Source organism: Janthinobacterium sp. GW823-FHT06H09 (assembly GCF_058794735.1).
In genome coordinates, this window is record NZ_JBXAHC010000009.1 from 220,268 (window position 1) to 246,547 (window position 26,280).

Annotated in this window: 25 protein-coding genes; 5 read left to right on the plus strand and 20 right to left on the minus strand. The window is 52.1% G+C overall.

Features of this window, described 5'->3' with window-relative positions; genetic code table 11:
• Window positions 1-23 precede the first annotated feature (23 nt).
• The 5 genes from AC1Q6X_RS17425 (at window position 24) to AC1Q6X_RS17445 (ending at window position 6,119) form a co-directional block, all read left to right on the plus strand.
• The gene (locus tag AC1Q6X_RS17425; protein WP_230502332.1) at window positions 24-1,238 is read left to right on the plus strand and encodes a hypothetical protein; all 1,215 of its coding nucleotides are present in this window, start codon (window positions 24-26) and stop codon (window positions 1,236-1,238) included.
• Between the two features lie 179 nt (window positions 1,239-1,417).
• Window positions 1,418-2,299: a sulfurtransferase gene (locus AC1Q6X_RS17430; protein ID WP_230502330.1), complete on the plus strand. Its 882-nt coding sequence runs from the start codon at window positions 1,418-1,420 to the stop codon at window positions 2,297-2,299.
• 284 nt (window positions 2,300-2,583) lie between these two features.
• Window positions 2,584-3,543: a UDP-glucose 4-epimerase family protein gene (locus AC1Q6X_RS17435; RefSeq protein ID WP_230502328.1), complete on the plus strand. Its 960-nt coding sequence runs from the start codon at window positions 2,584-2,586 to the stop codon at window positions 3,541-3,543.
• A complete protein-coding gene (locus AC1Q6X_RS17440; RefSeq protein WP_492497928.1) occupies window positions 3,527-4,087 on the plus strand; it encodes a sugar transferase in 561 nt (186 codons plus the stop codon). Before AC1Q6X_RS17435 ends, AC1Q6X_RS17440 begins: the two co-directional genes overlap by 17 nt.
• Before the next feature lie 82 nt (window positions 4,088-4,169).
• Window positions 4,170-6,119 (plus strand): polysaccharide biosynthesis protein, encoded by a 1,950-nt coding sequence (locus AC1Q6X_RS17445; protein WP_230502324.1) that lies wholly within the window; start codon window positions 4,170-4,172, stop codon window positions 6,117-6,119.
• Between the two features lie 116 nt (window positions 6,120-6,235).
• Here the strand turns inward: AC1Q6X_RS17445 and AC1Q6X_RS17450 are convergent, their stop codons facing one another.
• From AC1Q6X_RS17450 to rfbB, 20 genes are all read right to left on the minus strand, one after another.
• Window positions 6,236-7,156, minus strand: a complete 921-nt coding sequence (locus AC1Q6X_RS17450; protein ID WP_492497929.1) for a glycosyltransferase family 2 protein — start codon at window positions 7,154-7,156, stop codon at window positions 6,236-6,238.
• A 19-nt stretch (window positions 7,157-7,175) separates the two neighbouring features.
• A complete protein-coding gene (locus tag AC1Q6X_RS17455) occupies window positions 7,176-7,568 on the minus strand; it encodes a GtrA family protein (RefSeq protein ID WP_230502320.1) in 393 nt (130 codons plus the stop codon).
• Window positions 7,565-8,506 carry an NAD-dependent epimerase/dehydratase family protein gene (locus AC1Q6X_RS17460; RefSeq protein WP_492497930.1) on the minus strand — a complete coding sequence of 314 codons (942 nt, stop codon included), beginning with the start codon at window positions 8,504-8,506 and terminating at the stop codon, window positions 7,565-7,567. The genes AC1Q6X_RS17455 and AC1Q6X_RS17460 overlap by 4 nt, the downstream gene beginning before the upstream one ends.
• A gap of 3 nt (window positions 8,507-8,509) precedes the next feature.
• Window positions 8,510-9,427 (minus strand): transketolase family protein, encoded by a 918-nt coding sequence (locus tag AC1Q6X_RS17465; RefSeq protein ID WP_230502316.1) that lies wholly within the window; start codon window positions 9,425-9,427, stop codon window positions 8,510-8,512.
• Window positions 9,424-10,242, minus strand: coding sequence for a transketolase (locus tag AC1Q6X_RS17470; RefSeq protein ID WP_230502313.1), 819 nt, complete (start codon window positions 10,240-10,242; stop codon window positions 9,424-9,426). The genes AC1Q6X_RS17465 and AC1Q6X_RS17470 overlap by 4 nt, the downstream gene beginning before the upstream one ends.
• Window positions 10,243-10,254: 12 nt before the next feature.
• Window positions 10,255-11,583, minus strand: coding sequence for a lipopolysaccharide biosynthesis protein RfbH (rfbH, locus tag AC1Q6X_RS17475; protein WP_152250489.1), 1,329 nt, complete (start codon window positions 11,581-11,583; stop codon window positions 10,255-10,257).
• Between the two features lie 31 nt (window positions 11,584-11,614).
• Window positions 11,615-12,688 (minus strand): CDP-glucose 4,6-dehydratase, encoded by a 1,074-nt coding sequence (gene rfbG / locus AC1Q6X_RS17480; protein WP_230502312.1) that lies wholly within the window; start codon window positions 12,686-12,688, stop codon window positions 11,615-11,617.
• Window positions 12,685-13,458, minus strand: a complete 774-nt coding sequence (rfbF, locus tag AC1Q6X_RS17485; protein ID WP_230502310.1) for a glucose-1-phosphate cytidylyltransferase — start codon at window positions 13,456-13,458, stop codon at window positions 12,685-12,687. Before rfbF ends, rfbG begins: the two co-directional genes overlap by 4 nt.
• Window positions 13,459-13,624: 166 nt before the next feature.
• Window positions 13,625-16,021, minus strand: a complete 2,397-nt coding sequence (locus AC1Q6X_RS17490) for a glycosyltransferase (RefSeq protein WP_230502308.1) — start codon at window positions 16,019-16,021, stop codon at window positions 13,625-13,627.
• 50 nt (window positions 16,022-16,071) lie between these two features.
• Window positions 16,072-17,466, minus strand: a complete 1,395-nt coding sequence (locus tag AC1Q6X_RS17495) for a glycosyltransferase family 4 protein (protein WP_230502306.1) — start codon at window positions 17,464-17,466, stop codon at window positions 16,072-16,074.
• 124 nt (window positions 17,467-17,590) lie between these two features.
• Window positions 17,591-18,685 carry a DegT/DnrJ/EryC1/StrS family aminotransferase gene (locus AC1Q6X_RS17500; RefSeq protein ID WP_230502305.1) on the minus strand — a complete coding sequence of 365 codons (1,095 nt, stop codon included), beginning with the start codon at window positions 18,683-18,685 and terminating at the stop codon, window positions 17,591-17,593.
• Window positions 18,682-19,098: a sugar 3,4-ketoisomerase gene (locus tag AC1Q6X_RS17505; RefSeq protein WP_230502303.1), complete on the minus strand. Its 417-nt coding sequence runs from the start codon at window positions 19,096-19,098 to the stop codon at window positions 18,682-18,684. Before AC1Q6X_RS17505 ends, AC1Q6X_RS17500 begins: the two co-directional genes overlap by 4 nt.
• Window positions 19,099-19,105: 7 nt before the next feature.
• Window positions 19,106-19,624 carry a GNAT family N-acetyltransferase gene (locus tag AC1Q6X_RS17510; RefSeq protein ID WP_230502301.1) on the minus strand — a complete coding sequence of 173 codons (519 nt, stop codon included), beginning with the start codon at window positions 19,622-19,624 and terminating at the stop codon, window positions 19,106-19,108.
• Complete coding sequence (locus AC1Q6X_RS17515) at window positions 19,621-21,378, minus strand: glycosyltransferase family 61 protein (protein ID WP_230502299.1); 1,758 nt, start codon at window positions 21,376-21,378, stop codon at window positions 19,621-19,623. Before AC1Q6X_RS17515 ends, AC1Q6X_RS17510 begins: the two co-directional genes overlap by 4 nt.
• Window positions 21,371-22,114, minus strand: coding sequence for an ABC transporter ATP-binding protein (locus AC1Q6X_RS17520; protein WP_230502297.1), 744 nt, complete (start codon window positions 22,112-22,114; stop codon window positions 21,371-21,373). The genes AC1Q6X_RS17515 and AC1Q6X_RS17520 overlap by 8 nt, the downstream gene beginning before the upstream one ends.
• Before the next feature lie 5 nt (window positions 22,115-22,119).
• A complete protein-coding gene (locus AC1Q6X_RS17525) occupies window positions 22,120-22,908 on the minus strand; it encodes an ABC transporter permease (RefSeq protein WP_230502295.1) in 789 nt (262 codons plus the stop codon).
• The gene (rfbC, locus tag AC1Q6X_RS17530) at window positions 22,905-23,450 is read right to left on the minus strand and encodes a dTDP-4-dehydrorhamnose 3,5-epimerase (protein ID WP_230502293.1); all 546 of its coding nucleotides are present in this window, start codon (window positions 23,448-23,450) and stop codon (window positions 22,905-22,907) included. The genes AC1Q6X_RS17525 and rfbC overlap by 4 nt, the downstream gene beginning before the upstream one ends.
• Window positions 23,450-24,331 (minus strand): glucose-1-phosphate thymidylyltransferase RfbA, encoded by an 882-nt coding sequence (gene rfbA, locus AC1Q6X_RS17535; protein ID WP_230502291.1) that lies wholly within the window; start codon window positions 24,329-24,331, stop codon window positions 23,450-23,452. Before rfbA ends, rfbC begins: the two co-directional genes overlap by 1 nt.
• Window positions 24,328-25,224: a dTDP-4-dehydrorhamnose reductase gene (gene rfbD, locus AC1Q6X_RS17540; RefSeq protein ID WP_230502289.1), complete on the minus strand. Its 897-nt coding sequence runs from the start codon at window positions 25,222-25,224 to the stop codon at window positions 24,328-24,330. The genes rfbA and rfbD overlap by 4 nt, the downstream gene beginning before the upstream one ends.
• On the minus strand, window positions 25,221-26,279 hold the full coding sequence (rfbB, locus tag AC1Q6X_RS17545; protein WP_230502287.1) for a dTDP-glucose 4,6-dehydratase: 1,059 nt from the start codon (window positions 26,277-26,279) through the stop codon (window positions 25,221-25,223). Before rfbB ends, rfbD begins: the two co-directional genes overlap by 4 nt.
• Window position 26,280: the final 1 nt, after the last annotated feature.

Consider the following 26,280-nt stretch of genomic DNA (forward strand, 5'->3'; position numbering starts at 1 on the left):
ACCATGAGATAGCTATCTATTCGATGAAAAATTTTATCTATGTAAACCTCAAGGAAACAAGCGATGACGACGTTACAAATCGCCTTGTTGAACTGACAAGAATAAAAAAAGTAAACATAGCCATTATATTAAATGATGTATATGTCAACAATTTCATTACGTTTTTTCTTGAAGTAGAAAAAGACAAGCGCTTCAACATCCTCATTATTGCCTGCGACCGAATCGAGTATGATTTTTCTCCGGGCGCGTCTGGAAGTCAAGTATCGGCATTACTGGACAAGCACTGTATCCCGCACATCGTCAACCCTGACATCGCGACCTTACATGCTTTTGAACCCGATTTCATTTTCACATCCAACCCATATGATATGTATATTACTCCGGACTTTCGTTCGGACAGTCTTTGCACCATTGGAAGAGTTGCACATTTCTCATATGGCGCCACATTGATAAAATGGGAAGGAGATTATCAATTCCTCAATAATAATGAATTTCTCACCAATGCCTGGCGTATATTTATTGAATCAGACCTGATATTTCCTGAAAAAGAAAAATTCGTGGCTCTCGGATATCTAAAAATCGATAGTTATCTGCATTACGACAAGCACCCGAACAAGTTCAATAAGTTCAGTATTGCCTGGAAACCGCGCTGGACAGTAATGCAAGACTCGGGCATTCATGAATTCATCGATTTTTTTCTTACTATCGCACGCACGAATGATATCATCCTCAATTTCATCACGCACCCGATGCTTTTCTCAGCACTGCACCGCGCCGGAGGAAACGAGCACGTCTTGGAAATGCTGGAGGAGCTAAAAAAACTGGAAAATGTCAACTTCATTTCCGGACCTGACTTCCTGGATGATGTATTGGGTTCCGATGTATACATTGGCGATATTTCCTCGACACTGGCAGAATACTGTTCAACCGGAAATCCGATCATTTTTACCGATACGCATGCCAATTTAAACCAACTTGGCATCAGCATCATTAACGCCAGCTACATCGCAGGGAATCCCAATGAATTGGAATTACATCTAAAGAACCTGATGATGAACGTAGACTCGAAGCGCGCATTACGGGAAAATCTCTATGCTGAAATTTTCACCTATGATGACACGATATCGACAGCAAAAAGATTAAAAGAATATCTTTTCCACCACCGGAAAGATGCAACGTCCACCTCCCCCATCTTGATGGTCTCGGACGACGCCAACAAAATTTGGCCGGCTGACTAGCGTCAGCTTTCGGCTTCAGCCCAGCAAGAAAAGAGAGGGGGCAGCTTTCCGGGAGTGCGTCGTGCAGGCCCTTTAAGCAGGCGACGTCTGCAGAAAGTCATGGCAGCCCGGCATCTGGATGTGACGCTGGTCGGGAGTTTATTTATAATGGTGCCTAGTAGATTATCTGGATGAATATCATGCAAACGAACACCGATTTAAGCTTGACTCAAAGCAAAAATTTCACTGACAGTTATATCAATATTGCCGCATATAAATTCATCACTCTGGATGATACCGAAGCCATGCGCTCCATATACCAGCAACAGACGCTGGCGCTGAGCCTCAAAGGTACGATCTTGCTGACCCCGGAGGGCATCAATATGTTTCTTTCCGGGACACGGGAAAATATTGACACCTTCCTCACTTGGGTCCGCAGCGACGCGCGTCTCACGGATTTGGAGTGGAAGGAAAGCATATCAGCTGAGCAGTCACACAAGCGCATGCTGGTTAAGCTGAAAAAGGAAATCATCACCATGCGCATGCCGCTGATCAAGCCGGAACTGGGCCGCGCCCCGTCCGTCGACGCGCACACGCTCAAGCGCTGGTTAGATGCCGGCGTCGACGATGCGGGCAAACCCGTGGTCATGATGGAAACGCGCAACGCGTTTGAAGTGGACGTGGGCACGTTCAACAACACGCTCGATTACCGCATCGACAAGTTCACGGAATTTCCGGCCGTCGCCGCCGCCCACAAGGACGAACTGGAAGGCAAGACCGTCGTCACCTTCTGCACGGGCGGCATCCGCTGCGAAAAGGCCGCCATCCACATGAAGGAAATCGGCTACGACAGCGTGTACCAGCTCGACGGCGGCATCCTGAAATATTTTGAAGAAGTGGGTGGCGAGCACTACACGGGCGACTGCTTCGTGTTCGACTACCGCACGGCCCTGAACCCGAAACTGGAACCGACGGAAACCGTGCAATGTTTTGTGTGCCGCGCCGTCGTCACGCCGCGCCAGCAGCTGGCGCCGGAATATGTGTATGAGGTATCTTGCCCGCATTGCTATCAAAAAAGCTAAACTCGGCGATACTCGCGCATGGCAAGGTCTTTATCGTCGTCAATGATTGCCCGCTGGAACAAAGCGTGATGGCCCTGGGCCCCAAGCGATGCGGGGTGCCCCGCCCAGGTGTGCATTGCCGGAGGCACCGTTACCCGTGATGTTGAAACGGACACAGTTCGGGTTCAAATGAGAAAATACTATCAAAAAATCATTGGTGGAGAAATGCGCTCCTGACACTTCACACCGAGCGCTTGGCAATGCCGCCAATACGCCATGCAGGTGCTATTCAACAAAGGTAAAAGATGATTTTGGTAACCGGTGGTACCGGCTTCGTGGGTTCCGCCGTCCTGGCCAGGCTGGCTGAGGATGGCGTCATACCCGTGCGTGCCGCGGTACGCAGCGCCGGTTCGCACATTCCGCCCGGCATTGACAAGATAGTGGTCGGTGCGCTGGCCCAGAACACGGACTGGCGCGCCGCCCTGACAGGCGTAAGCGCGCTCGTGCATTGTGCCGCGCGCGTCCACGTCATGGATGACAGCGCTGCAAACCCTCTCGAAGAATTCCGCCGGGTCAACGTGCAAGGGACGCTGGCATTAGCCGAGCAAGCGGCCGCAGCAGGAGTCAGGCGCTTTGTATTTATCAGCTCCATCAAGGTCAATGGCGAAATGACGGCAAAGAACAAGCCATTCACGGCTGATGATGCCCCCGCGCCGGTCGATGCCTATGGCGTGTCGAAAATGGAGGCCGAGCAAGGTCTGCGCGATCTGGAAAGCCAGAGCGGCATGCAAGTGGTAATCGTTCGTCCGCCATTGGTCTACGGCAAGGGTGTCAAAGCCAACTTCGCCGCCATGATGCAGTGGCTGGCGCGCGGCATTCCCCTGCCCCTGGGCGCAATTCATAACCGGCGCAGCCTGGTGGCACTCGACAACCTGGTGGACTTGATCGTCACCTGCGTGCGTCACCCGCAAGCAGCCGGCCAGACTTTTCTGGTATCCGATGGGCAAGATCCCTCCACCACGGAATTACTGCAGCGCATGGGCCGTGCCATGGGCCGCCCCGCGCGCCTGATCCCAGTGCCCGCCGCCTGCCTGACATTCGGCGCAAGCCTGCTCGGCAAGCGTGCTGTCGCGCAGCGCCTGTGCGGGTCGTTACAGGTCGATATCGACAAGACGCGCCGTTTGCTGGACTGGACACCTCCCTTGACACTGGATCAAGGTTTACAAAAAGCTGCGAAAGGAACTGTACGTGAAACGTGCGTTTGATCTCATGCTGGGATTGCTGGCCTCCTTGATCCTGTTCATCCCCGTCGTGCTCGTTGCGCTATTGGTCCGGCTTACCTCGCCAGGACCTGCCCTGTACTGGTCCGACCGCATAGGAAAGAACAACACGATTTTCAAGATGCCCAAGTTTCGCAGCATGCGGGTAGGTACGCCGGCCGTGGCCACGCACCTGCTCGCCGACGCCCATTCGCACTTGACGCCAGTCGGCAACTTCTTGCGCAAGAGCAGCCTCGACGAACTGCCGCAGCTATGGAGCATCATCCGCGGCGACATGAGCTTTGTCGGTCCCCGTCCGGCGCTGTTCAACCAGGACGATCTGATCGCCTTGCGCACGCAATATGGCGTCGAAAAACTGCCGCCGGGCTTGACGGGTTGGGCGCAAGTCAATGGCCGTGATGAATTGCCGATTCCGGAAAAGGTCAAACTCGACGTGGAATACCTGCAGCGGCAATCGCTACCCTTCGATATCAAGATTATCGTACTTACCTTTCTGAAGGTCGTGCGCCGCGATGGCATTACCCATTAATATGCAGCGACAATACCGGGCCATCTGAGCGGCGCGCTAACGCATCAAGCTGTCATTCATTGAGCAATTATTCGCCCCACACATGAAAATATTCCTCGGCTTTTCCCGACTGCACAAGAAACTGCTGGCCGCTACGCTGGATCTGTTCTTCTTGCCGCTAACGTTTTTCCTGGCGATCGCCTTGCGCTACGATCTCCTCAACCGGGAGTTGCTCACGCAATACCTGTGGCTGATTATCGCCACGCCGCTGGTCTCGATCCCGATCTTCATCCGCCTTGGACTGTACCGTGCCGTCATCCGCTTCATCGACCAGAAGATCGTCTATGTCGTCATTCTCGGCGTGACTCTGTCCGTCGCGCTGCTAGTGGCAATGACGGCATTTGCCACGCATATGCAAGGCTATTCGCGCGGTGTCTTCGGCATTTACTGGGTCAGCGCCATCACCTATGTAGTGACCAGCCGCTTCCTGGCCAGGGGTATGTTGCTCAATGCCAACAAGGAAGCAGATGTCGTGCGTGTGGCCATTTATGGCGCCGGCAAGGCCGGCAGCCAGCTGGCGAATGCCCTGCGGGCGGGCCAGGAATACTTGCCGGTGGCGTTTATCGACGACATGAAGGAGTTACATGGTGCCACCATTTCCGGCATCAAGGTGTATGCGGCCACGGATCTACAGCAAGTCATCGAGAAAAACAGGATCACCGAGATTTTCCTCGCTATGCCATCGCTCAACAAGGGCAAGCAGAAGCATATCCTGCACATCGTTGAAAACCACAAGGTCAAGGTCAAAGTGGCGCCACCGGTGGAAAGTTTGCTCAACGGCGAGTTGCGCATGCAGGACGTGCGCGACATCGAAATCGACGATTTGCTGGGACGCGACAAGGTCACGCCGGACCCGGCCCTGATCGCCCGCTGCATTACGGGAAAAAGCGTGATGGTGACGGGTGCCGGCGGTTCCATTGGTTCCGAATTGTGTCGCCAGATTATCAAGCTGCGACCAGCACGCCTGATTCTGCTGGAAATGTCCGAGTTTGCCCTGTATTCGATCAAACAGGAACTCAAGGACATCAAGCTGCTCCAAGACTCGGATGTCGAACTGCTGCCATTCCTCGGCAGTGTGCTCGACACGGAAAAATGCAAAGGCATCCTGGCCACCTTCCAGGTCGAAACCCTATACCACGCCGCGGCCTATAAACACGTGCCGTTGGTGGAATTCAATCCCATTGACGGAGTGCGCAACAATGTCTTCGGCACGCTCAGCATTGCTCAGGCGGCCATGGCGGCGGGCGTCAGGAACTTCGTGCTGATCTCCACGGACAAGGCGGTACGCCCCACCAACGTGATGGGCACCACCAAGCGCCTGGCCGAGCTGATCCTGCAGGCGTTTGCGCGCGAACAGACCAACACGCGTTTTTGCATGGTGCGCTTTGGCAACGTACTGGGCTCGTCGGGTTCCGTCGTGCCCCTGTTCCGCAAGCAAATCGAAGCGGGCGGCCCGATCACTCTGACCCACCCCGAAATCACGCGCTATTTCATGACCATCCCCGAAGCGGCGCAGCTAGTGCTGCAGGCCGGCGCCATGGGAGAAGGCGGCGACGTCTTCGTGCTCGACATGGGTGACCCGGTCAAGATCATGGACCTGGCCATCCGCATGATCCATCTGAGCGGCCTGGAAGTACGCAGCAAAACGGCGCCGGATGGCATCGAGATCGAGCATGTCGGCTTGCGCTCGGGTGAAAAACTGTATGAGGAATTACTGATTGGCAACAACGTGGAAGGCACGGAACACCCGCTGATCATGCGCGCGCAAGAGGCGGAAATCCCGTGGTCCGAACTGCGCACTATCCTCAGCAACATGCAACGCGCCTGTACGGACTTCAATTACGAAGAACTCCGCGCCCTGCTGCTGCTGGCGGTGCAGGAATATGCGCCACAGTGCGGGATTGAGGACTTGATCTGGAGTAAAAAAAATCAGCTTGCGGAAGCGCAGGGGGAGATCAAGGTGGTGGAGAATCCCCGATATCAACTACGCTAGGAAAAGGCATCCGGCACGCTGAGCGGCGTGCCGGATGCCCTTCAAGAGGAGAGGGTGAAGCATGACCTGCGCCGCCCTGGCGCACACCGCGCTGCCAGGATGACGGGTACAGGACGCTAGAAGTTCACGCGCTCCAGTTCCACCACCAGCGGCATCTTGCGCACCTGCGTATGGATGGAGCCAATATATTCCCCCAGCACGCCAATGAAGAAAGCCTGGATGGCGCCAAAGAAGAAAATGCCGATCAGGATGGGCGCAGTCCCCAGCTGGAAAGAATCCCAGAACAGCAGCTTGGCGACAAAGAACATGAATGCCACCAGCAAGCTCAGAAATGCGAGAAAGAACCCGCTCATTGCCATCAGGCGCAGCGGTACCTTGGAATGGTTGGTAATCCCCAGCATGCCGATGTCATACAGGGTATAGAAGTTGTTCTTTGTCACACCGCGCTGACGCCGCGGTTGCTTGAAGGGTACCGTAGCGATGGGAAACCCAATCTCGCACAACAAGCCCCGAAAATAAGGATAGGGATCATCGATAGTTCGCAGGATATCGATGACAGCACGATCGAACAAACCTGCTCCAGTCGCATTCTGGACCAGTGCCACTTCCGAAATTTTCGTGATCAGGCGGTAATAGGATTTACGTAAAAAGAACATAACGGAGGATTCTTCGCTCTCCGGTTTCACTGCCAACACCGTCTTGAAACCCTCTTCCCACTTTTTCACAAACTCAAGAATCATTTCCGGCGGATCTTGCAGATCTGATGCAATCAACACACAAGCATCTCCATTGGACTGTTGAATCGCATAATATGGAGACTTGATATGTCCGAAATTACGCGCATTGACAATCAACTTGACGCGCTTATCTTGTGCAGCCAATTCCTTGATGCGTTTAACAGTACCATCGGTCGATGCATTATCAATGCAAATATGCTCGTAATCGTACGGCAAAGTTGCCATAACTGCCGCAATGCGCTGGTATAGCTCATCAATATTCTCTTCCTCGTTATAACAAGGAGTGACAATACTGATCATCTTCTTTTCCGACATTCCATCAATCCTTTTTATAAACCCAATGATTCATTAACAGCCAGCTCAATCCAACACTAACCGGAATACAAATAATCTGCCCTACATATGGACTCAGCGAGCAATACTTTGTCAACGCGGAGAGCAGCGCCGCATTGATGGCGTAAATAATAGCGTACGCAGCGACAAACTTGGCAAATATGCGCCATTGAACTTCTGTTTGAAAGACCAGACGTCCAAAGCTGAAATAATTAAAAATCACGCCGGCAATGGTCGCCAGCATCAGCGCAACCAGATATTGCACCGATAACCATAACAGCCCGGAGAAAACTGCATAGCCAAAAAGTGTGTTGAGTACCCCCGTCACCAGGAAGCGCACTACTTTGGGGTCGCGCCATTTCACGACGCCAGAGCTCACGCCACGCCCCCGGACATATCCAGCGCCGCGCGCATCTCCATGAGCACGCCTTCCAATGAGGTCAGCTGTGGCTGATAAGCAAACTGTGCCGCTCGTCTGTTACGCGAATAATAATGCGCCTTGCTACCCGTCGCATTGATACTGAATGCCGCCTGCGTCACCTCGTAACGCAAGCCGAAGGCCTCATGTAACGCTGTCAGCAATTGAGACTTGTCAACCGGTGCCAGCGTATAGCAATCGACGGCGTCATTCGTCAACGGTCCGCTGAGCAAAGCCTGTACCAACCGATAAAAGTCGGCTGGATGCAGGTAGTCGCGCACCATATAATCTGACTTGGTCAGCAATACACTGCGATCACGAATCGCGCGCAGCATGTCGCTAATCAGGAACCTCGCCGACATATCCTGCGTCCGGCTGAAGTAATTGAATACCCGGATATCAATAATAGGCAACGATGGCTGGGCACGATGGCAACATTCTGCGTACAACTTGGCCATGCCATACCAATCCTGCGGTTGCAGATGATTGATCGGTACGCGTGCCATCACGTCGTCGTCTGCTGGCTGAGCGAACACATCACCATATGCTGCCCCGCTGCTCAGAAAGAGATACCTGCACGTGGAATGCTTGCGTACATAAGCGAGTGCCAGTTGGTCATAGGTTTGCGTAACGTCAAGAATGGACGCCCCCATGGCTGCCGCCTGTGCAGGATTTCCTACGCCAACAAAATTAAGCAGCGCATCAAAATGTAAATCGGTATTGAATGCGGAAAAATCGGCAACGGCATAGCGCCGCGGGAGGCCGACCGCAGCAAGCCACTGCAGTACGACATCCGGTCGCCGTGCATACAACACCAGTTCATCATCGCTGTGTTCGGCAAAGGAGCGAACCAAATCCTGTGCAATCTGGCTCGTTGCTCCTAGAATCGCAATTTTCATTACTTAATCCGCAGCAAGATAGGCATGAATACGTTGTTCAATCGATGCACGATCCAAGCCATGCTCTTTCAACAAATACTCATAGGTACCGCAATGGTGCGAAAAGCGATCATTGACGCCAATACGCAGTACGCGCACAGGTGCCAGCTCTGCGGAGATTTCCGCAATTACCGACCCCAAACCACCCAGGACCGAATGTTCTTCCAGCACGATCACCGTGCTGTAGCGACGGCAGATTTCGGTGACCTGCTCGGTATCAATCGGCTTGATGAATGGGGCACTCCAAACCGCCGCATCAGGATAAGACGCAGCCGCGATATCGGTTGCGGTACGCAACAAGGCACCGGTAGCGATAAACGCGACATTGTCCGAGCAACCAGGGCGTACGGGCAGCAGTGCGCCCACTTTCGCTTGCACGGCATGAGCATGCACGTCGCCACGGTCGGATTTCCCCATGCGCAAATACACAGGCAGCTTGGATTCGTAAGCGTTATCCATGCATAAAGAAACTTCGAAGCGATCTGCTGGCGAGTACACAGCTAGGTCGGGAATAGCACGCGTACACGCGACATCCTCGGTCGACTGATGGCTGGTACCCAGATGACTGTACACAAAACCGGCTCCATCACCGATAAAAATAACCGGTAGCTGATCGTGCGCAACATCCAGCTTGATCTGCTCGACCACGCGCACCGGAATGAAGGCGCTCAAGCCATACACAAAGGGCCTGAAACCGGCGCGGGCCAGGCCGGCTGCCATGCCAACCATATTTTGCTCTGCAATGCCCGCATTAATGTACTGAGCCGGACACGCCTTGCGAAAATCATCAAACAAGGCATAGCCATGATCGCCCGTCAGCAACAAGACATTCGGGTCGGCCTTCGCAATACGTACAAGCGCCTCTGAAAAAGCGGCCCTCATTCTGCCACTCCCGTTACGGCAGCAACGGCGGCTGCGTGAGTTTCTGCATTGAGCCGCGTGTAGTGCCACATATTATTATGTTCCATAAACGGTACACCCTTGCCTTTGACTGTTTTCGCAATAAGCGCCTTTGGCGCAGGCGAAGCACTTGCCCAGAGTTGGGCAACAGCCTCTGCAATTGCCTTCTCGTCGTGGCCGTCTATTGTTAATGTTTCAAAACCGAAACTTTTAAATTTTGCATCCAGTGAGCCTAGCTTGAGTACTTCTTCCGTCGTGCCCATCGCTTGAAAACCGTTTTCATCGATGATCAACATAAAGTTTTTCAACTCATGATGCGCGGCGAACATGGCCCCTTCCCAAATCGGTCCTTCGTTCAATTCCCCGTCACCAACCAAGGCATAAACCTTTTGATCCGTGGCGCGTAACTTGGCCCCCATCGCCAAGCCCACACCCACGGAAAAACCATGGCCCAGCGAGCCCGATGTCACTTCCAGTCCGGCAATGCGCGAATCGGACAGACCTTTCAATTCACTGCCATCGGCAAAATAGCCGGTAAAAGCGGACTCTTCCAACCAACCCAGTTCGCGCATACAGGCATATTGCGCCATTACACCGTGTCCCTTGCTAAGCACAAGGTAATCACGTCCTGGAGAGCGCGGATTATTCCCCGGATAACGCAGGAAATCCCGGTACAACACTGCGAGAATATCAACGATGGAAAAAGCACAGCCGATATGCACCGTGGCACCAGCATGGGCCATGTCCAGCACCGTCTTGCGCAGGACTCTGGCATCAAAAGATTTGGGAGGGGACATTGTCATATCCGATTAGAAATTTACACCGAAGAATTCTTCCAATTTACCAACCGTGAAATCCAGCATTTCACGCGTCAGGCCAGGGAACACGCCGATCCAGAACGTATCGTGCATGACACGGTCGGTATTGGTCAGCTCGCCCGACACGCGGAAATTACGGCCGATCATGTACGGCTGGCGCGTCAGGTTACCGGCGAACAGCAGGCGGGTACCGATCTTGTGCTGGTCCAGGTAGGTCAGCAAGTCGACACGGCTGACGTTCGCTTCCGGCTTCAAGGTCAAAGGGAAACCAAACCACGATGGATCCGAGTTCTCAGTCGCCTCAGGCAAGATCATGAATTCCGCACAGGATTGCAGGCGGTCCTTCAGGTAAGCAAAGTTATCCTTGCGTGCCTGAACGAAGCCAGCCGCGCGGTCGAGCTGCGCCACGCCACAGGCTGCCTGCATGTCGGTAATCTTGAGGTTGTAGCCCAGGTGCGAATAGGTGTACTTGTGATCGTAGCCTTCCGGCAGGGTGCCCAGCTTGCAGCAGAAACGCTGGCCGCAGGTATTGTCCTTGCCCGGCGCGCAGTAGCAGTCGCGCCCCCAGTCGCGGAACGATTCGGCGATCGTCTTGAGGTCGGGATCGTTCATGAACACGGCGCCGCCCTCACCCATGGTGATGTGATGGGCAGGATAGAAACTCATGGTGCCAATGTCGCCGAAGGTGCCGACCATCTGGCCGTTATAGGTCGAACCGAGGGCATCGCAGCAATCCTCGATCAGCCACAGCTTGTACTTCTTGCACAGCGCGACAATGACTTCCAGATTGTACGGATTACCCAGCGTATGCGCCAGCATGATGGCCTTGGTCTTCGGCGTAATGGCCGCCTCGATCAAGGAGGCATCAATATTGTAGGTACCCAGTTCGACGTCCACGAACACGGGCACGGCGCCAAACTGCAGGATCGGGTTGACGGTCGTCGGGAAGCCCGCCGCCACGCCGATGACTTCGTCGCCTGGCTGGATCGCGCGCGCGCCCAGTTTTGGCGAGGTCAGCGTGTTGAACGCCACCAGGTTCGCCGACGAACCGGAGTTGACGGTGATCAGGAATTCCACACCGATCAGCTTTGCCAGGCGCTTCTCGAACTCATCGTTGAAACGGCCAGTGGTCAGCCAGGCATCCAGCGAAGCATCGACCATCATCTGCATTTCTTCAGCACCCACAACTTTGCCGGCGGGGGGAACAACGGTGACACCTGGCTCGAATGGACGCGGGGCACTGGCCAGCGCACCATATTGGGCGACGAGGGCACTGATTTGTTCGCGGAGTTGTTCTTTGGTTTGTTGTGGAGCTGTCATGATAATAACCTTGCTTATATATTGATAATTATTAATTATTGATGTTCTGGTACGACTGGATCTGCGCCATGGTCAGGCTGCGCACGTCTGCACCGGCCTGCCGCTGCTTCGACCATTCAATGATCATTTGCAATGCCGCTTCCAGGCGCAGGGCTGGCTGCCAGCCAAGACGCGCACGGACTTTCGAAATGTCCAGCTTCAGATACGTCGCCTCATGCGGATGCTCGCCGCCGTCATTTTGCCACACCGCGCCTTCGCCCCATAAAGCGCTCATCTTCTCGACGATCCAGCCGACCGGCTTGGCATCATCCTCGTTCGGACCGAAGTTCCATCCCTCGGCGAATGCGGCACCATCCTGGTACAGGCGTTCGGCCAGCGTCAGGTAGCCGCGCAACGGTTCCAGCACGTGCTGCCATGGGCGCACGGAATTCGGATTGCGAATATTGACAGTGCGGCCTTGCTCGAAAGCGGACAGAATATCGGGAATCAAACGGTCCAGCGCCCAGTCACCGCCACCGATGACATTACCGGCGCGCACGGTCGCCAGCGCAACGCCATGCTTGTCGTATTGCAGCGCATTGAAATACGAGGAGCGGTAGGCGGACGTCACCAGCTCGGCACATCCCTTGCTGCTGCTGTAGGGATCATAGCCGCCCATCGGCTCGTTTTCGCGGTAAGCCCAGACCCATTCGCGGTTTTCATAACACTTGTCGGTGGTGATGTTCACCACCGCCTTGATGCCTGGCGACATGCGCACGGCTTCCAGCAAATTGACCGTTCCCATGACGTTGGTGGCATAGGTTTCGACCGGCTCGGCATAGGAATAGCGCACCAGCGGCTGCGCCGCCATGTGGAACACGATTTCCGGACGATGCTCGGCAAATACTGCCTGCAAGGCAGTCAGGTCGCGGATATCGCCGATCACGCTGATCATGCCTTCGGCGACACGCGCCTCTTCGAACAGGCTCGGCTGGGTAGGCGGCGCCAGCGCATAGCCCACCACGTTGGCCCCCATCGATTGCAGCCAGAGCGACATCCAGCTGCCTTTGAAGCCGGTATGGCCCGTCAGCAGCACGCGCTTACCGCGCCAGAAATCCGCATTCATTTTTTCACCTTCCAGGGCGCCTCGCCAGACTGCCACAATTCTTCCAGATACATCTTGTCGCGCAAGGTATCCATCGGCTGCCAGAAACCATGATGCTGGTATGCGGCCAGATTGCCTTCGTCGGCCAGGCGCTCAAGCGGTTCGCGTTCCCAAAGGGTCTTGTCTCCCTCGATATAGTCGAGTACTGACGGTGACAGCACGAAGAAACCGCCATTGATCATCGCGCCATCGCCCTTCGGCTTTTCCATGAAGCTGTTGACCTTGCTGCCGCAGATATCCAGCGCACCGAAGCGCCCTGGCGGCACGGTGGCCGTCAGCGTCGCCTTGACCTTTTGCGCTTTATGGAAAGCGATCAGTTCACTAATATTGACATCGCTGACGCCATCGCCGTACGTCAGGCAGAAAGCTTCCTCGTTCTTCACATAGTCCGCCACGCGCTTCAGGCGGCCGCCAGTCATGGTTTCTTCGCCCGTGTCGACCAGAGTCACCTTCCACGGTTCCGCATAACGCTGATGCACTTCCATCTTGTTATGTTCCATGTCAAACGTCACATCCGACATATGCAGAAAGTAATTCGCAAAATATTCCTTGATCACGTAACCCTTGTAGCCGCAGCAGATCACGAATTCATTCACGCCATGGGCGGAATAGGTTTGCATGATGTGCCAAAGAATCGGCTTGCCGCCGATTTCTACCATAGGCTTAGGACGCACCGAGGTTTCTTCACTGATCCGGGTACCGAGGCCTCCGGCGAGAATCACAGCTTTCATAATGACTCCTACTATTCTTCAAATAATAAAATATAACTAACCATGCCAAGAAATTTGGCGACATTCTACATGCATATGCATTCGATTCCAGATAGCCAACATCGTAATCGCTCAGTCTTCTAACTGCGCCACCAGGGCAGCGCAGTACAGCGCAGTAAGCAGATTTCTACGCAGCAGATTGAATGGAAATGCTCTTCACATTTTCCGTGCTACGCCACACACTATATTTCGGCACGTGCTTCATCTCGTCGTTCAGCGCATACAGGCTAGCTCCGATAAAGCCCAGCAGGGAAATAACCAGGCCACCGAGGAAATACAGGGAAGTGATCAGGGTGGCCGCCCCCGAAAACGACACACCATCGAACAACATCTGCCATAACAGCACGATGCCGCAGAGGAATGCAATAATCGCCGTCAACATGCCACCAGCAGCAGCGAGCAGCATGGGCTTAGGGATGGCAGTACCTGACGTTCCCGCAGACTGTGCCATATCGCCCGCTGTCAGTTTCAGCGTCCCCGCCTTGCCGAGATCAATGCTGGCAGCCGCAACTCCCCTTTTTTCCAATTGTTTGTCCAAAGCGGGCAGTTGCCACATCAGCCGCCCCGATCTGTGCAGGGACTGACGCGCAATGATGCTAAAGCCGTTTGCATGCACGGTTTCCGCCAGATGGCCGAACAGCTGTTGCGCAATCCATGCTTTGCAACGCAGAAACAGCGAATCCTGCTGTACCTTAACCCTGCCTATGACGATGTCATACCCCTCGCACGCCTTGGCATACAGACGAGGAATGTCTTCCGGCCGGTCGTTCAAGTCTCCACTCATCAGTACGACCCAGTTGCCACGGCTATAATCGAAACCAGCCTTGTATACGGAGGATGCCCGCAGACTATGGCTCAACTGCAAACCCACGACACGCGCATCCACTTCTGCCAACTGTTCGATGATGGGCCAGCAACGTTGCCCGCCTGAGACATCCACCAGCAGTATCTCAATATTGCTGCTTAGCGGCGTCAACGCAGCGACGAGGCGTGCATAGAATTTTTCGAGCGGACACTCGTCATGCGTCACGGCGACAACCACTGAGAGCAATGGTCTTTCTTCCACAGCACCAACCGTCAACGGGGCGCTGTGTGCTGTAACAGCATCCGGCGCAGGTACGGATTTCACGGCGGCATTACCGGTCGGCGCCGTGCCACCGTCTTCCAGTTCGGCTCCAGGATGGCGCATTCCCCATGCTAGGCATGAGAGTCCAATGGTAGAAAACAGCGCGAAAATCTTTATGACAAAGAAATACCTTGTTTCCAGATGCACTAGGGACAAGACAACGGCAAAACAGGAGTAAAACGCGCCGCATATCCACCCATAGAGCAAGAAGTTACGGTGCCGGCGCACCATCCATAACAAGGGAAGCGTGGCCAGTACGCACAGCAAATAGAAAAAGTTAGTTGTATTCTCCATGAAAGAACTGATTCTTATCACGCCGCCCAAATCGGCAAGCGAGGAAAACCAGTAATCTCCCAGTAAGGAAATTTTCCGGCCAAACCACTGGCGTGGATGCTTGATGAGGGCCTGATAGAAACCGTCCTTGCCCGGATTACCGCAATAACTTGGCTCGACATTGCACGCGATATTCCCGCCGCCATTGATAACCCATTCACCGCCGACGTCTAGCAATTCCTTGTTTGTCTTGCTCGCATTGATGTAAATCAGCTGGGAAGTTTGCACCCATGACATATTCACGAGGTAGGGATCGAAATAGTTTTTTACGCGCCATGGCAGCATGCTCAGATTGGCGGTGATCATGGCCACCGCGACGAGTGCCAGCATCCATTTAATGTGTGAGCGATGCTCTGCAGCCTGCTCCTTTTTGAGCAACAAACAGCACAAGAGTATTGCCAGACACACGCCGGCGGCGCTCAGCACAACCACGATCAACTCGAATTGCGAACGGAAGTAAGCCGAAAGAGCCAGCAGCAAACCGGCACCGATAGCCACCCAGATCGAACGCAGGCGCAACGCCAGTGGCAGCAGCAGCAGCGCCGTTAGGAAAAAAATGATTGCAAAGCTTTCGCCAAGTATCAACCCGTTCGGCTGCAGCAAAAAGAAGCGTGGCAGCGGAAAAGCAAATGGCAGTAGCGGCAGCAACGTAGCGATGGCAGGACTAACCAGCAGCATCAAATGCTTGCGCAAAATGAAAAGCATAAAGGCCCCCATCAGAGAGGCAAGTATCAGCAACACGAAAATAACCGGCGCATTGACTCCAAATAACTTCAGAATCATGCCCTCCAGAAACATGAAGCCTGGTGGCCATAACCGGATCAACCACATATTTGGTTCGGTGATCATGCCAAATTGATAGAAATTCATGGCTCCCATAGCAAAGCTCTTGGGATCGCCCATTGAGGTACCAGTCTGCGGATGCACAAACTCGGCCATCGTCGCCCACAGGCTCGGCTGACTTGCCACATCGCGGACCAACCAGCCTAATGATAAAAGCACGAGAAAATAGAGAAAAAACCACATCCCATTTCTGTCATCCAGCTTTACTTTCTTATGATTCATTTTATTTTCTAATAAATTATTACTGCATCAACATGGCTGGCCTAGCGTAACTATGGCTGCAATATCGCGCGTAGTTTCCTGGCCATTCGATATGCCAGACGCGCGACCATCCTTTTCAAACTCAGCTGTCTCTCCATCCAGAAACCTCGCTCATCCATTGCGGCGATGAATGGGGACCAGGCACTTGCAGCCAAAGGTTGTGCGATGGCGATGCCGTGCAAGGCATCGTGCAAGACCTGATGCCGATGAAACACCTGATAGTGCAGGCGCGCCATGGCCGCCTGCTGCTGCAACGTGGCCGTATCCAGACCACGGCAATAGCTCAGCAACGCCTCCGGATCACGCCAGCTAAAAGCCTGCGGGTATGCCAGTTCAATACAGCTCAATATTCTTGAACTGATGTGCCTATGCAATGCCACAGGAATGCCAGCCCCCATGGCCTCGATCAGAGTCAGGCCACCGCCATAGGGAAACGACGCAATATACAGGTCCACCTGATACTCCTGCAGCGTTCGCCACACGCTTGCCACCCACGGCAAGTAGATAAACCGATCCGCTGCGATACCATATTGCTTCAAGCCGCGACGTATGCGCGCCAGAGCCCACCACGACAACCGGCCAATGTGCACGTGCCGTCCGCCTCCCGCTAGAATGATGCGTGGCACCATATCAAGATAACTGACAAAATATGGAATCTCGACCTTGTTAGATTTTGCTGCTGTGCAAGTGGTCAGCCCCCCGGCATGCAGGAATACGCGGTCTTCCGCAATACCATGCTTGTCATCGACCGTGAGCGGCACATATACATTATCAATACCCAGCACTGAACGGCAATGGTGGTAGCCCATCGGATGCGGATCAATATGCTGCAGATTAGGCAAGAAAACCCCCAGGCACAAATGGTGATCGCCATGGTGATAAAAGACTGCGTCAAGCCCCATCGCCGGCTGGATAGCTGCCACGGCAACACTATCTTGATGGTGGTTGAACAAATAGACCTTATGTGGGCGCACAGATAACAGACCATGCTGCAACCAGTTCAGACGCGCCAGATAATCGCCTTTCGGCCCACGCTCAAACGAAACATTATTATTTTTGCAAATATTTTGCGTGATATAGTCCGTATCCGAATGACCATCCAACTCAGTCGACCAGATCATATGACGCGCATCAGGGCGGGCGCGAATGAAATCTTCGATGACTCGCGTATGCCCTCCCGACTTCTGCACCTTGCTTACTATGTAAACACACAGCCCCTCGCAGACCGGAGCACGCGCCGTCGATGCTGCCAAGCTAGCCAGGTTAAGTTGACCGATTTGCTGGCACAAAGCATCAAGGATTTCAGAGCCGAATACCTCGGAGGTACACAAGGGCTCCGTGATGATACGCTCGACAAAATCATGAATCAGGCGCAATGCCTGATCCAATTTACCGAGCTCGATCAATTGTATGGTAGCAGTACGCAACGCATACACGGAATCGTACCGAACCCTCATTGCTTGCCTACGTTAGTTGAGCACGCAAACGATGAAACGGAGCACGCGCGACAGGCGCGAGGGTCAACAAACATCAGCGAAAACTCAGTACGGACTGAATCACGTGATCGATATCGCCTTGATCGAGAAGCGGAGACATTGGCAAACTCAACAGTTCACCGGCTTGGCTGGCGGCGATAGGCAGAGAGAAATCCTTATATTCCGGATAACAAGCCTGCAGGTGCGGTGGCGTAGGATAGTGAATCACCGTGGAGACACCGGCACGCTCCAGATGCGCTTTGAGCGCGTCGCGCTGTTTGCTACGGATCACATAAAGATGCCAGACAGACTCGATATCCGCGCCAACGACCGGCAGTACCACGTCGGCCTGCGCCAGGCCGGCCGTGTACAGCGCAGCGATTTCGCGACGACGGGCATTTCCCGCATCAAGCAGGGGTAACTTCACGCGCAGGAAAGCAGCCTGCAATTCATCCAACCGGGTATTGAAGCCAGCCACGTCGTGCTGGTACTTGACTGTGGAACCATAATTCCGCAACTGGCGCACGCGCGCCGCAACGGAATCGTCACTGGTTAAAACTGCGCCACCATCGCCCAGCGCTCCCAAGTTCTTCCCGGGATAGAAACTGGTCGCTGCAGCGTCCGCCAATGCCCCGGCGCAACGCCCCTTATAACGGGCACCTTGCGACTGGGCAGCATCTTCAATAACCTTCAAGCCATGTTTTTTTGCCAACTCATTAATAGGGTCCATGTCGGCAGGTTGCCCGTACAAGTGAACCGGCATAATGGCGCGGGTACGCGTGGTAATCGCTGCAGCGAGCAATGCCGGATCAAGATTGTAGGTATCACTGCAAGGCTCGACAGGCACCGGTATCGCTCCGCACTGGCTAACCGCCAGCCATGTTGCGATAAATGTATTGGAAGGCACAATGACTTCATCGCCAGGGCCAATATCATAGGCCCGCAGCAACAGATGCAAGGCTTCCAGGCCATTGCCTACCCCGATACAGTGCTTGGCCCCCGAATAGGCGGCGAATTCCGCCTCAAATGCCTCCAGTTCTGGTCCCATGATAAACCAGCCGGAATCGGTAACACGGCGATAAGCGGCGTCTAGGTCATCACGGATCGACTGATGCATGCGTCCGATATCAAGAAACGGGACTTTTCTCATGGGGCTTCCTTATTTACATCTTTTTTAAATTCTGCATATTCTCGATAATAATCCTCTTCTTCATAATAGTCTGATGCCAAAACCATGCAGACAGCGCCAGAAGAAAAATTATCAATTTCACGCCAGATCATTGGACATACATACAAACCATAATAACTGCGGTTCATATGCACCACTTTTTTTGAATGACCATCATCCAGATGAATGTCAAATGAACCAGACATCGCAATAATTAACTGATGTAGTTTTTTATGTGCATGCCCACCTCTCTCCGCCCCACCCGGCACATCGTACAAATAATACACCCTTCGAATATCGAAGGGAATGTGACGACCAGACTCGACAAAAGTCAAATTACCTCGACGATCATTGATTTTTGGCAAATCAACAAGCTGACATATATCAATATTCATTTTACTCCTATGGGATATAGCGCCGATATTTATTTCTAATACTTAAATACTTTTCCATCGGATACTCAAAATAAAAATTCTCCGCATCCTCACTCACAACTACCGCCCCAAACCGGAGATGAAAGTCGACAACGCGCTTGTTCTCTTTTCTCACGTCAAAATGCGATTTCGCATAATGCAAGGAATAGAAAGCAAAATCGTAAAGAAGCAGTGCAGATTCAATCGCAGCATTCGCAGGCGCATCGGCAGAAAGAATCCAGCTGCCCCAGCAAAAACTATCGCCACGAACATCATAAATTCTCACCGTCCCTAGCTGCCGATGCTCCCAATCGCATATGATAAAATAAAAATCAGTCATAGACGATTGATATTTTTCAATAAATTCTTCTTGCTTTTTAATGTCAGAATCTGTTGAATGAAGGTATTTGCTCTTTTGCGCATCGGTACGCAGAGCAAGAATAAATTCGGAATCCGATGATGCTACCTCACGCAAATATACCGTCTTTCCCCGCACGCATGGCTTCATAGGCTCTCATCCTTTTCCAAAGCTAACTTATCTAAGTCGATATGAAAATCAGAATGAATACTTTCCTCTTTCCCATCACTCGCTATATTACCTAATACATAATTTATACGCGCGCCGGCAGCGCTAGCCATATTCTGCCAATACCAATAACTGGTGTCTGGGTATTTGCTGATAAATATAGATATATTAGCATCTTTTTTTGCGAAAATAATATTCGCCAACGCTGCCCCTGATGATCCAACGATGGATTTTGCATTTCTGAACAGGTGAACTTGCTGCTTGAAACTTAATTTTTCTGGCTCTACTATGACATAGCCTCGCGTCACCATCAATTCTTCCAGCGCAGTGGCATTGGCAACTTTCCGTACTCCGGAGTTGCGTCGCAAGAAGACTTTTTCTGGCCATTGCTCTTTCGTATCATCGCTCGTCACACCATATAAGTGATTACGAATCAACTCGATCGCACTCGGGCTAAATTTTCCATGCGAGTGCCCTCGCAACTTTGGATCTCGCCGGTCGAATGGCACGTAACCGGCTACCGACATAAGGTGCAATTCTTTTACCAACAAGGCTTTCCCTGCTGCCACAGTGATAATCTGCCGGTCATTACCAACAACCAAGCGTAACGACTCCATAATATTTTTATGCAACCCATCATTGACTGCAATAGGCACATCCTTAAAACGGGAATCGGCACAATAAACTGCGACACGTGGCAACACTTCTGTCAACCAATGTGCATAATTGGGCGCGCAAGCATCAAAGAAACTGGCGACGACATCAAAAGATACCGGCGCAGCATCAGATACCAGCCACCGGCAACGTTTCGACTTAGGATCAATTAATATTCTCCCATGCAATTCTTCGCTGGTGTAATCGCGTTCGACGTCAAATAAATCATGACAAATCACCTTTCCATCTACCAATACAAGATTGGTATTAGCATATGCTGTAGCATTTTTCAGCACGGTCACAGATAGCGAGGGAAATTCGTACCGCTCGTGGGGGGACTGCAGATATGACTGATCGCATGAAGGCACGACGCGCGGAACCGGAGTATCAACCACGGCCGGTGCAAATAGTTCGTAGCGGGTAAGGTGGTTTATCTTGCCGAAACTGCTTAGCGGTACCAATGGCCGCCACTTGCGCAACTTCCCCTTCCCAAGATGGGTAGCAATATGGTTTATGTAGAATGGATAACCATTACGCCACATCCACAACGCGAGTTGACGCGCCAAAGTAATACGTTTCAGGTGGCGGATATAAATCTGCCCGGCCCAAGAGGCTCGCAGGCGCCCTAGGCTATCTTGGGGACGATTCTCTTCAGCCAGCACTCTATGCTCAACCGCGCCCTCAGCAGTGGTATTCACTGGCGCCTCAGGCAACCAGGACTGCAGTGGATCTGGCGCGGCCGCACCTTCCGCAGACGATGCGGAACCTGCTTCCAGGCCTGCGTGCGCATTGGTTAGGGTAAGCGACGCGATATAGCGCTGTCGAGACAAGAATTGCAACGTATGCCGCACGTATTCCGCCATTGGAATACTCTTTTCCATTTCCATCGCCTGCGCCAGGCTCTCCGCCTGTGCCACCAATGATTGGTGGGCAAGTTCACTCTCCTCTAGCTGCAGCGAAAGGTGACACACCGTTTTCTGCATCATCTCCAGCATTTTATTATGCCGCTCTGCATCGCTATACAACGCGGTTACCATCTCGATTGTTTGCTGAAACGAAGAAGCTAGACCTGGTTTATCCATGTATGCGCCCCGTCAAATATCGTTCGACCACTTCACCAGGTGCACCATCGGCAACCGGTATGCCATGATCCATCCAAATCACACGATTGCATAATGACAAAATCAGATCATGATCATGTGACACCATGATCATGATATTAGCCTTATCTATCAAATTATGCATCCGCTCTTTTGCCTTGTTTACAAAGGCAGCATCACCGCCGGCGAAGACTTCATCGAGTACAAGGATGTCCGGATGCATGGCAGTAGCGAGAGAAAATGCCAGACGCATATACATTCCACTGGAGTAATATTTCACAGGAGTATCAATGAACTCCTCAAGTTCGGCAAAGGCAATAACGCCATCCTCAATTTCTTTTAACTGAGCATTGCTATAACCCAAGATAGAACCATTCAGGTAAATATTCTCCCGGCCAGTAAATTCTGGATGAAAACCGGCACCGATTTCCAAGAGGGGGGCAATCCGACCATTCACACGGATAGATCCGGAGGATGGCTCATAAATCCGGCACAGCGCCTTGAGCAAAGTACTCTTCCCAGCACCGTTATGCCCGACGATACCGATACGTTCGCCAGCATGCATTTTCAGAGAAACGTTCTTCACAGCCCAAAAGTCCGAATAGGCAGACTTCTTATTTCTCCGAAATAGACTGGCAAAAAAGTCCTTCAGTGAAGGCGAACGGTCGTGATAGACACGAAACTTGATCGACAGATTATCAACAATAATATTCGACATTTTGTTCACAGTCTAAAAACGATTTTCTTCTCTTGGAAGAAAAAGAATAGAGATCCCGCGACCAGCGAAGTCATGGTATATGCCAGGCAGACTAAAATTGTGCTCGTCGATGGCAGGCTGGCCGAATATAGAGGAGCACGGAACAATTCAATAAATGGCACTAGCGGATTCCATTTGATGAATTCAGTCAGTTTTCCAGCCAACGCATCGTACTTGTACATCACCGGGGTCAGATAGAACCAGGCCTGCATGACAATCACGATAACGTGCTGCAAGTCCCGAAAAAACACGGTAACTATCGATATGATGAATCCCAGTCCGGCCGCAAACATGAAGAGCAATATATAGGCAACGGGTATGAACAAAATAGCCCAGGACAGCTCTGCCCCGACTGCCATGATAATCAGAAACAGCGCAAAGAAAGACAAGATGCTATCTATCAAGACGCCTAAAGCTACACTGAGCGGAAAAATTAATTTCGGCAAATAAATCTTCTTAATAAGACCTTCATTATTTATCAGTGAGCCACCAGACTGGCTAACGATCGCACTGAAACAATTCCACGGTATCATGCCGGCAAACAAAAACACCGTATAGCTCTTCAAATCCAATTTGAACAACGTTGAAAACACTACGGCCGTGACGGACATCATCAGCAATGGACTGATCAATGTCCACAGATAACCTAATGCAGTACGACGGTAACGTAAAATCAGCTGCTGACGAACCAATTGCCAAAGAACGGCACGCGCCTTCCCCAGCTCCCCCATGTATTCCACCAATTTGTTACTCATTCATATACCTTGGCATTGGCCAGTGAAATTCCAGCCTGATCTTTAAGCGACAGGATTGGCTGCATATGTAGTTGCCAATCGATATTCAATTCTGGATCATTCCACATAATGCACTGCTCGTGTGCTGGCGCATAATAATTACTCGTCTTGTACAAGCATTCCGCACCATCAGATAGCACATAAAATCCATGAGCAAATCCCGGTGGTATCCATAGCTGTTTTTTATTCTCCGCGCTCAGAATCTCACCAACCCATTTCCCGAACGTAGCCGAATTGCGGCGCAAATCGACAGCAACGTCAAATATCGATCCCGATGTTACCCGGACCAATTTCCCCTGACTCTGCTCTACCTGATAATGCAGGCCACGCAACACGCCCTTGGCAGAATAGGAATGATTATCCTGCACAAAATTCACACCTTGCCCTATATCCAGCTCAAATTGACGCTGATTAAAACTTTCAAAGAAAAAGCCACGATCGTCACTGTAAAGCTTGGGCTCCAGTAAAATCACATCAGGAATAGTCAGAAGAATTGCATTCATCAGTACACCATTTCATTCAATAGCCGCAACAAATACTGGCCATAACCATTTTTTTTCAATGGCTGCGCCAGTTTCTCCAACTGCGCCGCATCGATCCATTTTTGCCTAAATGCAATTTCCTCAGGGCACGAAACCTTCAGGCCTTGGCGATTTTCTATTGTCGCAATAAATTGGCTGGCGTCCAAAAGAGACTCATGCGTGCCAGTGTCAAGCCATGCGTAGCCGCGGCCCATAATTTCGACATTCAACCGTCCCTGCTCAAGATAAAGCCGATTCAAATCAGTGATTTCCAACTCGCCCCGATGCGAGGGTGAAAGAGTCTTTGCCATTTCCACTACATCATTGTCGTAGAAATACAGACCGGTCACCGCATAATTCGACTTCGGCTGCAAAGGTTTCTCTTCCAACGAAAGGACACGGCACTGCGCATCAAATTCCGCAACCCCATAGCGCTCCGGATCATGCACATGATAGGCAAATACACTGGCGCCCTCTTTTCGCTGCATCGCATTACCAAGCAGATCATGAAAGTCGTGGCCATAGAAAATATTGTCGCCAAGGACCAACGTCGAGTGATCATTTCCGATAAAATCCGCACCGATGATGAATGCCTGCGCCAAGCCATCTGGAGTAGCCTGCACGGCATATTCGAGATTCAAGCCCCACTGCGCGCCATTACCCAGCAATTGTTCAAAGCGGGGAGTGTCCTGAGGGGTAGAAATAATCAAAATATCCCGTATGCCGGCGAGCATCAACGTGCTCAATGGATAGTAAATCATTGGCTTATCGAAAACAGGAAGTAACTGCTTGCTAATCGCCAATGTCGCAGGATGTAGGCGGGTACCAGACCCACCAGCGAGAATAATACCTTTACGTTTCATGTCGATGAGTCCAATTGAAGCAGTTGATCGACGCACCGATCAACATGGTTTTTCCAGTCAGGAAGGGTCAATCCCAAGGCGCCACAAATGGCTTCCGTGTTCATGCGCGAATTTAGTGGACGCTTGGCCGGCAAAGGATAGTCATCCGTAGAGACTGCCCTTACGGCGGACGGGCGCAGACGGGTGCTCCCCCCCTGTGCAAGCATCCGCTCAAGAATATAGCTGGCCAGGCCATGCCACGAGGTCGCTCCCGAGGCGGTCAAATGGTAAGTTCCGGCACTCAGGCGATGCTGAAGCCAGGCGGCTACCGCAAGTGCAGTGACATCGGCAATCAATTCAGCCGATGTCGGAGCACCGATTTGATCCGCTACCACGTCCAGGCTGTCCCGCTCTTGCGCAAGACGCAAAATTGTCTTGATAAAATTTTTCCCATGCGAGGAAATGACCCAGCTGGTTCGCAAGATTATGGCATCGCAGCCACTAGCGCGAATGGCATCTTCGCCTGCACACTTGCTCTTGCCGTAAACATTTTGCGGAGACACCGCATCAGTTTCAGCATAAGGCTCGCCTTTAGCGCCATCAAAGACATAATCAGTGGAATAATGCAACAATCTGGCGCCATAAGCCCTGGCATAATCTGCCAGCACAGCCACAGCTTCGGCATTCACCTTAAATGCCGAAGCAATCTCGACCTCGGCCTTGTCCACAGCCGTATAAGCGGCGGCATTCACCACCAGGTCGGGCTGATACTGCCGCAATTTTGCTTTTAAGCATTCAAGGTCGGCCAGATCCACGTCCGAACGCGACACAGCTAGCAATTCGCCGAGCGGCAATAATGTCCGCCGCAGCTCATGGCCAACTTGACCATTTCGACCAAGCAAAAGTATCTTCATGTGTACTGCTGCTCTACCCAATTACGATAATTACCGCTGGTAACGCTGGCCACCCAATCGTGATGGTCAAGATACCATTGCACCGTTTTACGAATTCCAGTTTCAAACGTCTCGGCCGGCTTCCAACCGAGCTCACGTTCCAGCTTGCTCGCATCGATGGCATAACGGCGGTCATGTCCCGGACGATCCTTGACATACGTAATTTGCGTCTTATAGAGCTGGCCATCCGATCGGGGCTGCAATTCATCCAGTATGTCGCATAACGTATGGACGACTTCCAGGTTGGCCTTTTCATTCCAGCCGCCGACATTATATGTTTCACCGAGTCGACCATCTTCCAGCACGCGACGAATCGCAGAACAATGGTCTTTCACGTACAACCAGTCGCGAATCTGCTGGCCATCACCATATATAGGCAACGCTCTGCCACTTAGCGCATTGTGGATAATCAATGGAATCAGTTTTTCTGGGAAGTGGTATGGCCCGTAGTTATTGGAACAATTTGTCGTCAACACTGGCAGGCCATACGTATGATGATAGGCACGCACCAAATGGTCGCTCGCGGCCTTGCTCGCCGAATACGGGCTATTAGGTTCGTAACGATGTTCTTCATTAAAAGCAGGAGCATCCTTCTCCAAGGAACCATATACTTCGTCGGTAGAGACGTGCAGGAAACGGAAAGCGGCTTTCTCCACCTCAGTTAAAGCGGACCAATATGCGCGCGTCGCTTCGAGCAGGTGAAATGTACCGACAATATTCGTCTGAATAAAGTCTTCGGGGCCGTGGATGGACCGATCCACATGACTCTCGGCGGCGAAATTCAGAATGGCACGAGGACGATATTTCTCCAGCAAGGATGCAATCAACGCTACATCACCAATATCCCCACGAATAAAAACATGCCCCGGATTATCCTTCAGGCCACTTAAATTCGCCAAATTCCCTGCATACGTCAAATTATCCAGATTGATGACAGTCTCTTGTGATTGGGCAAACCAGTCAAGCACAAAATTACTGCCAATAAATCCCGCACCACCCGTTACCAATATGCTCATA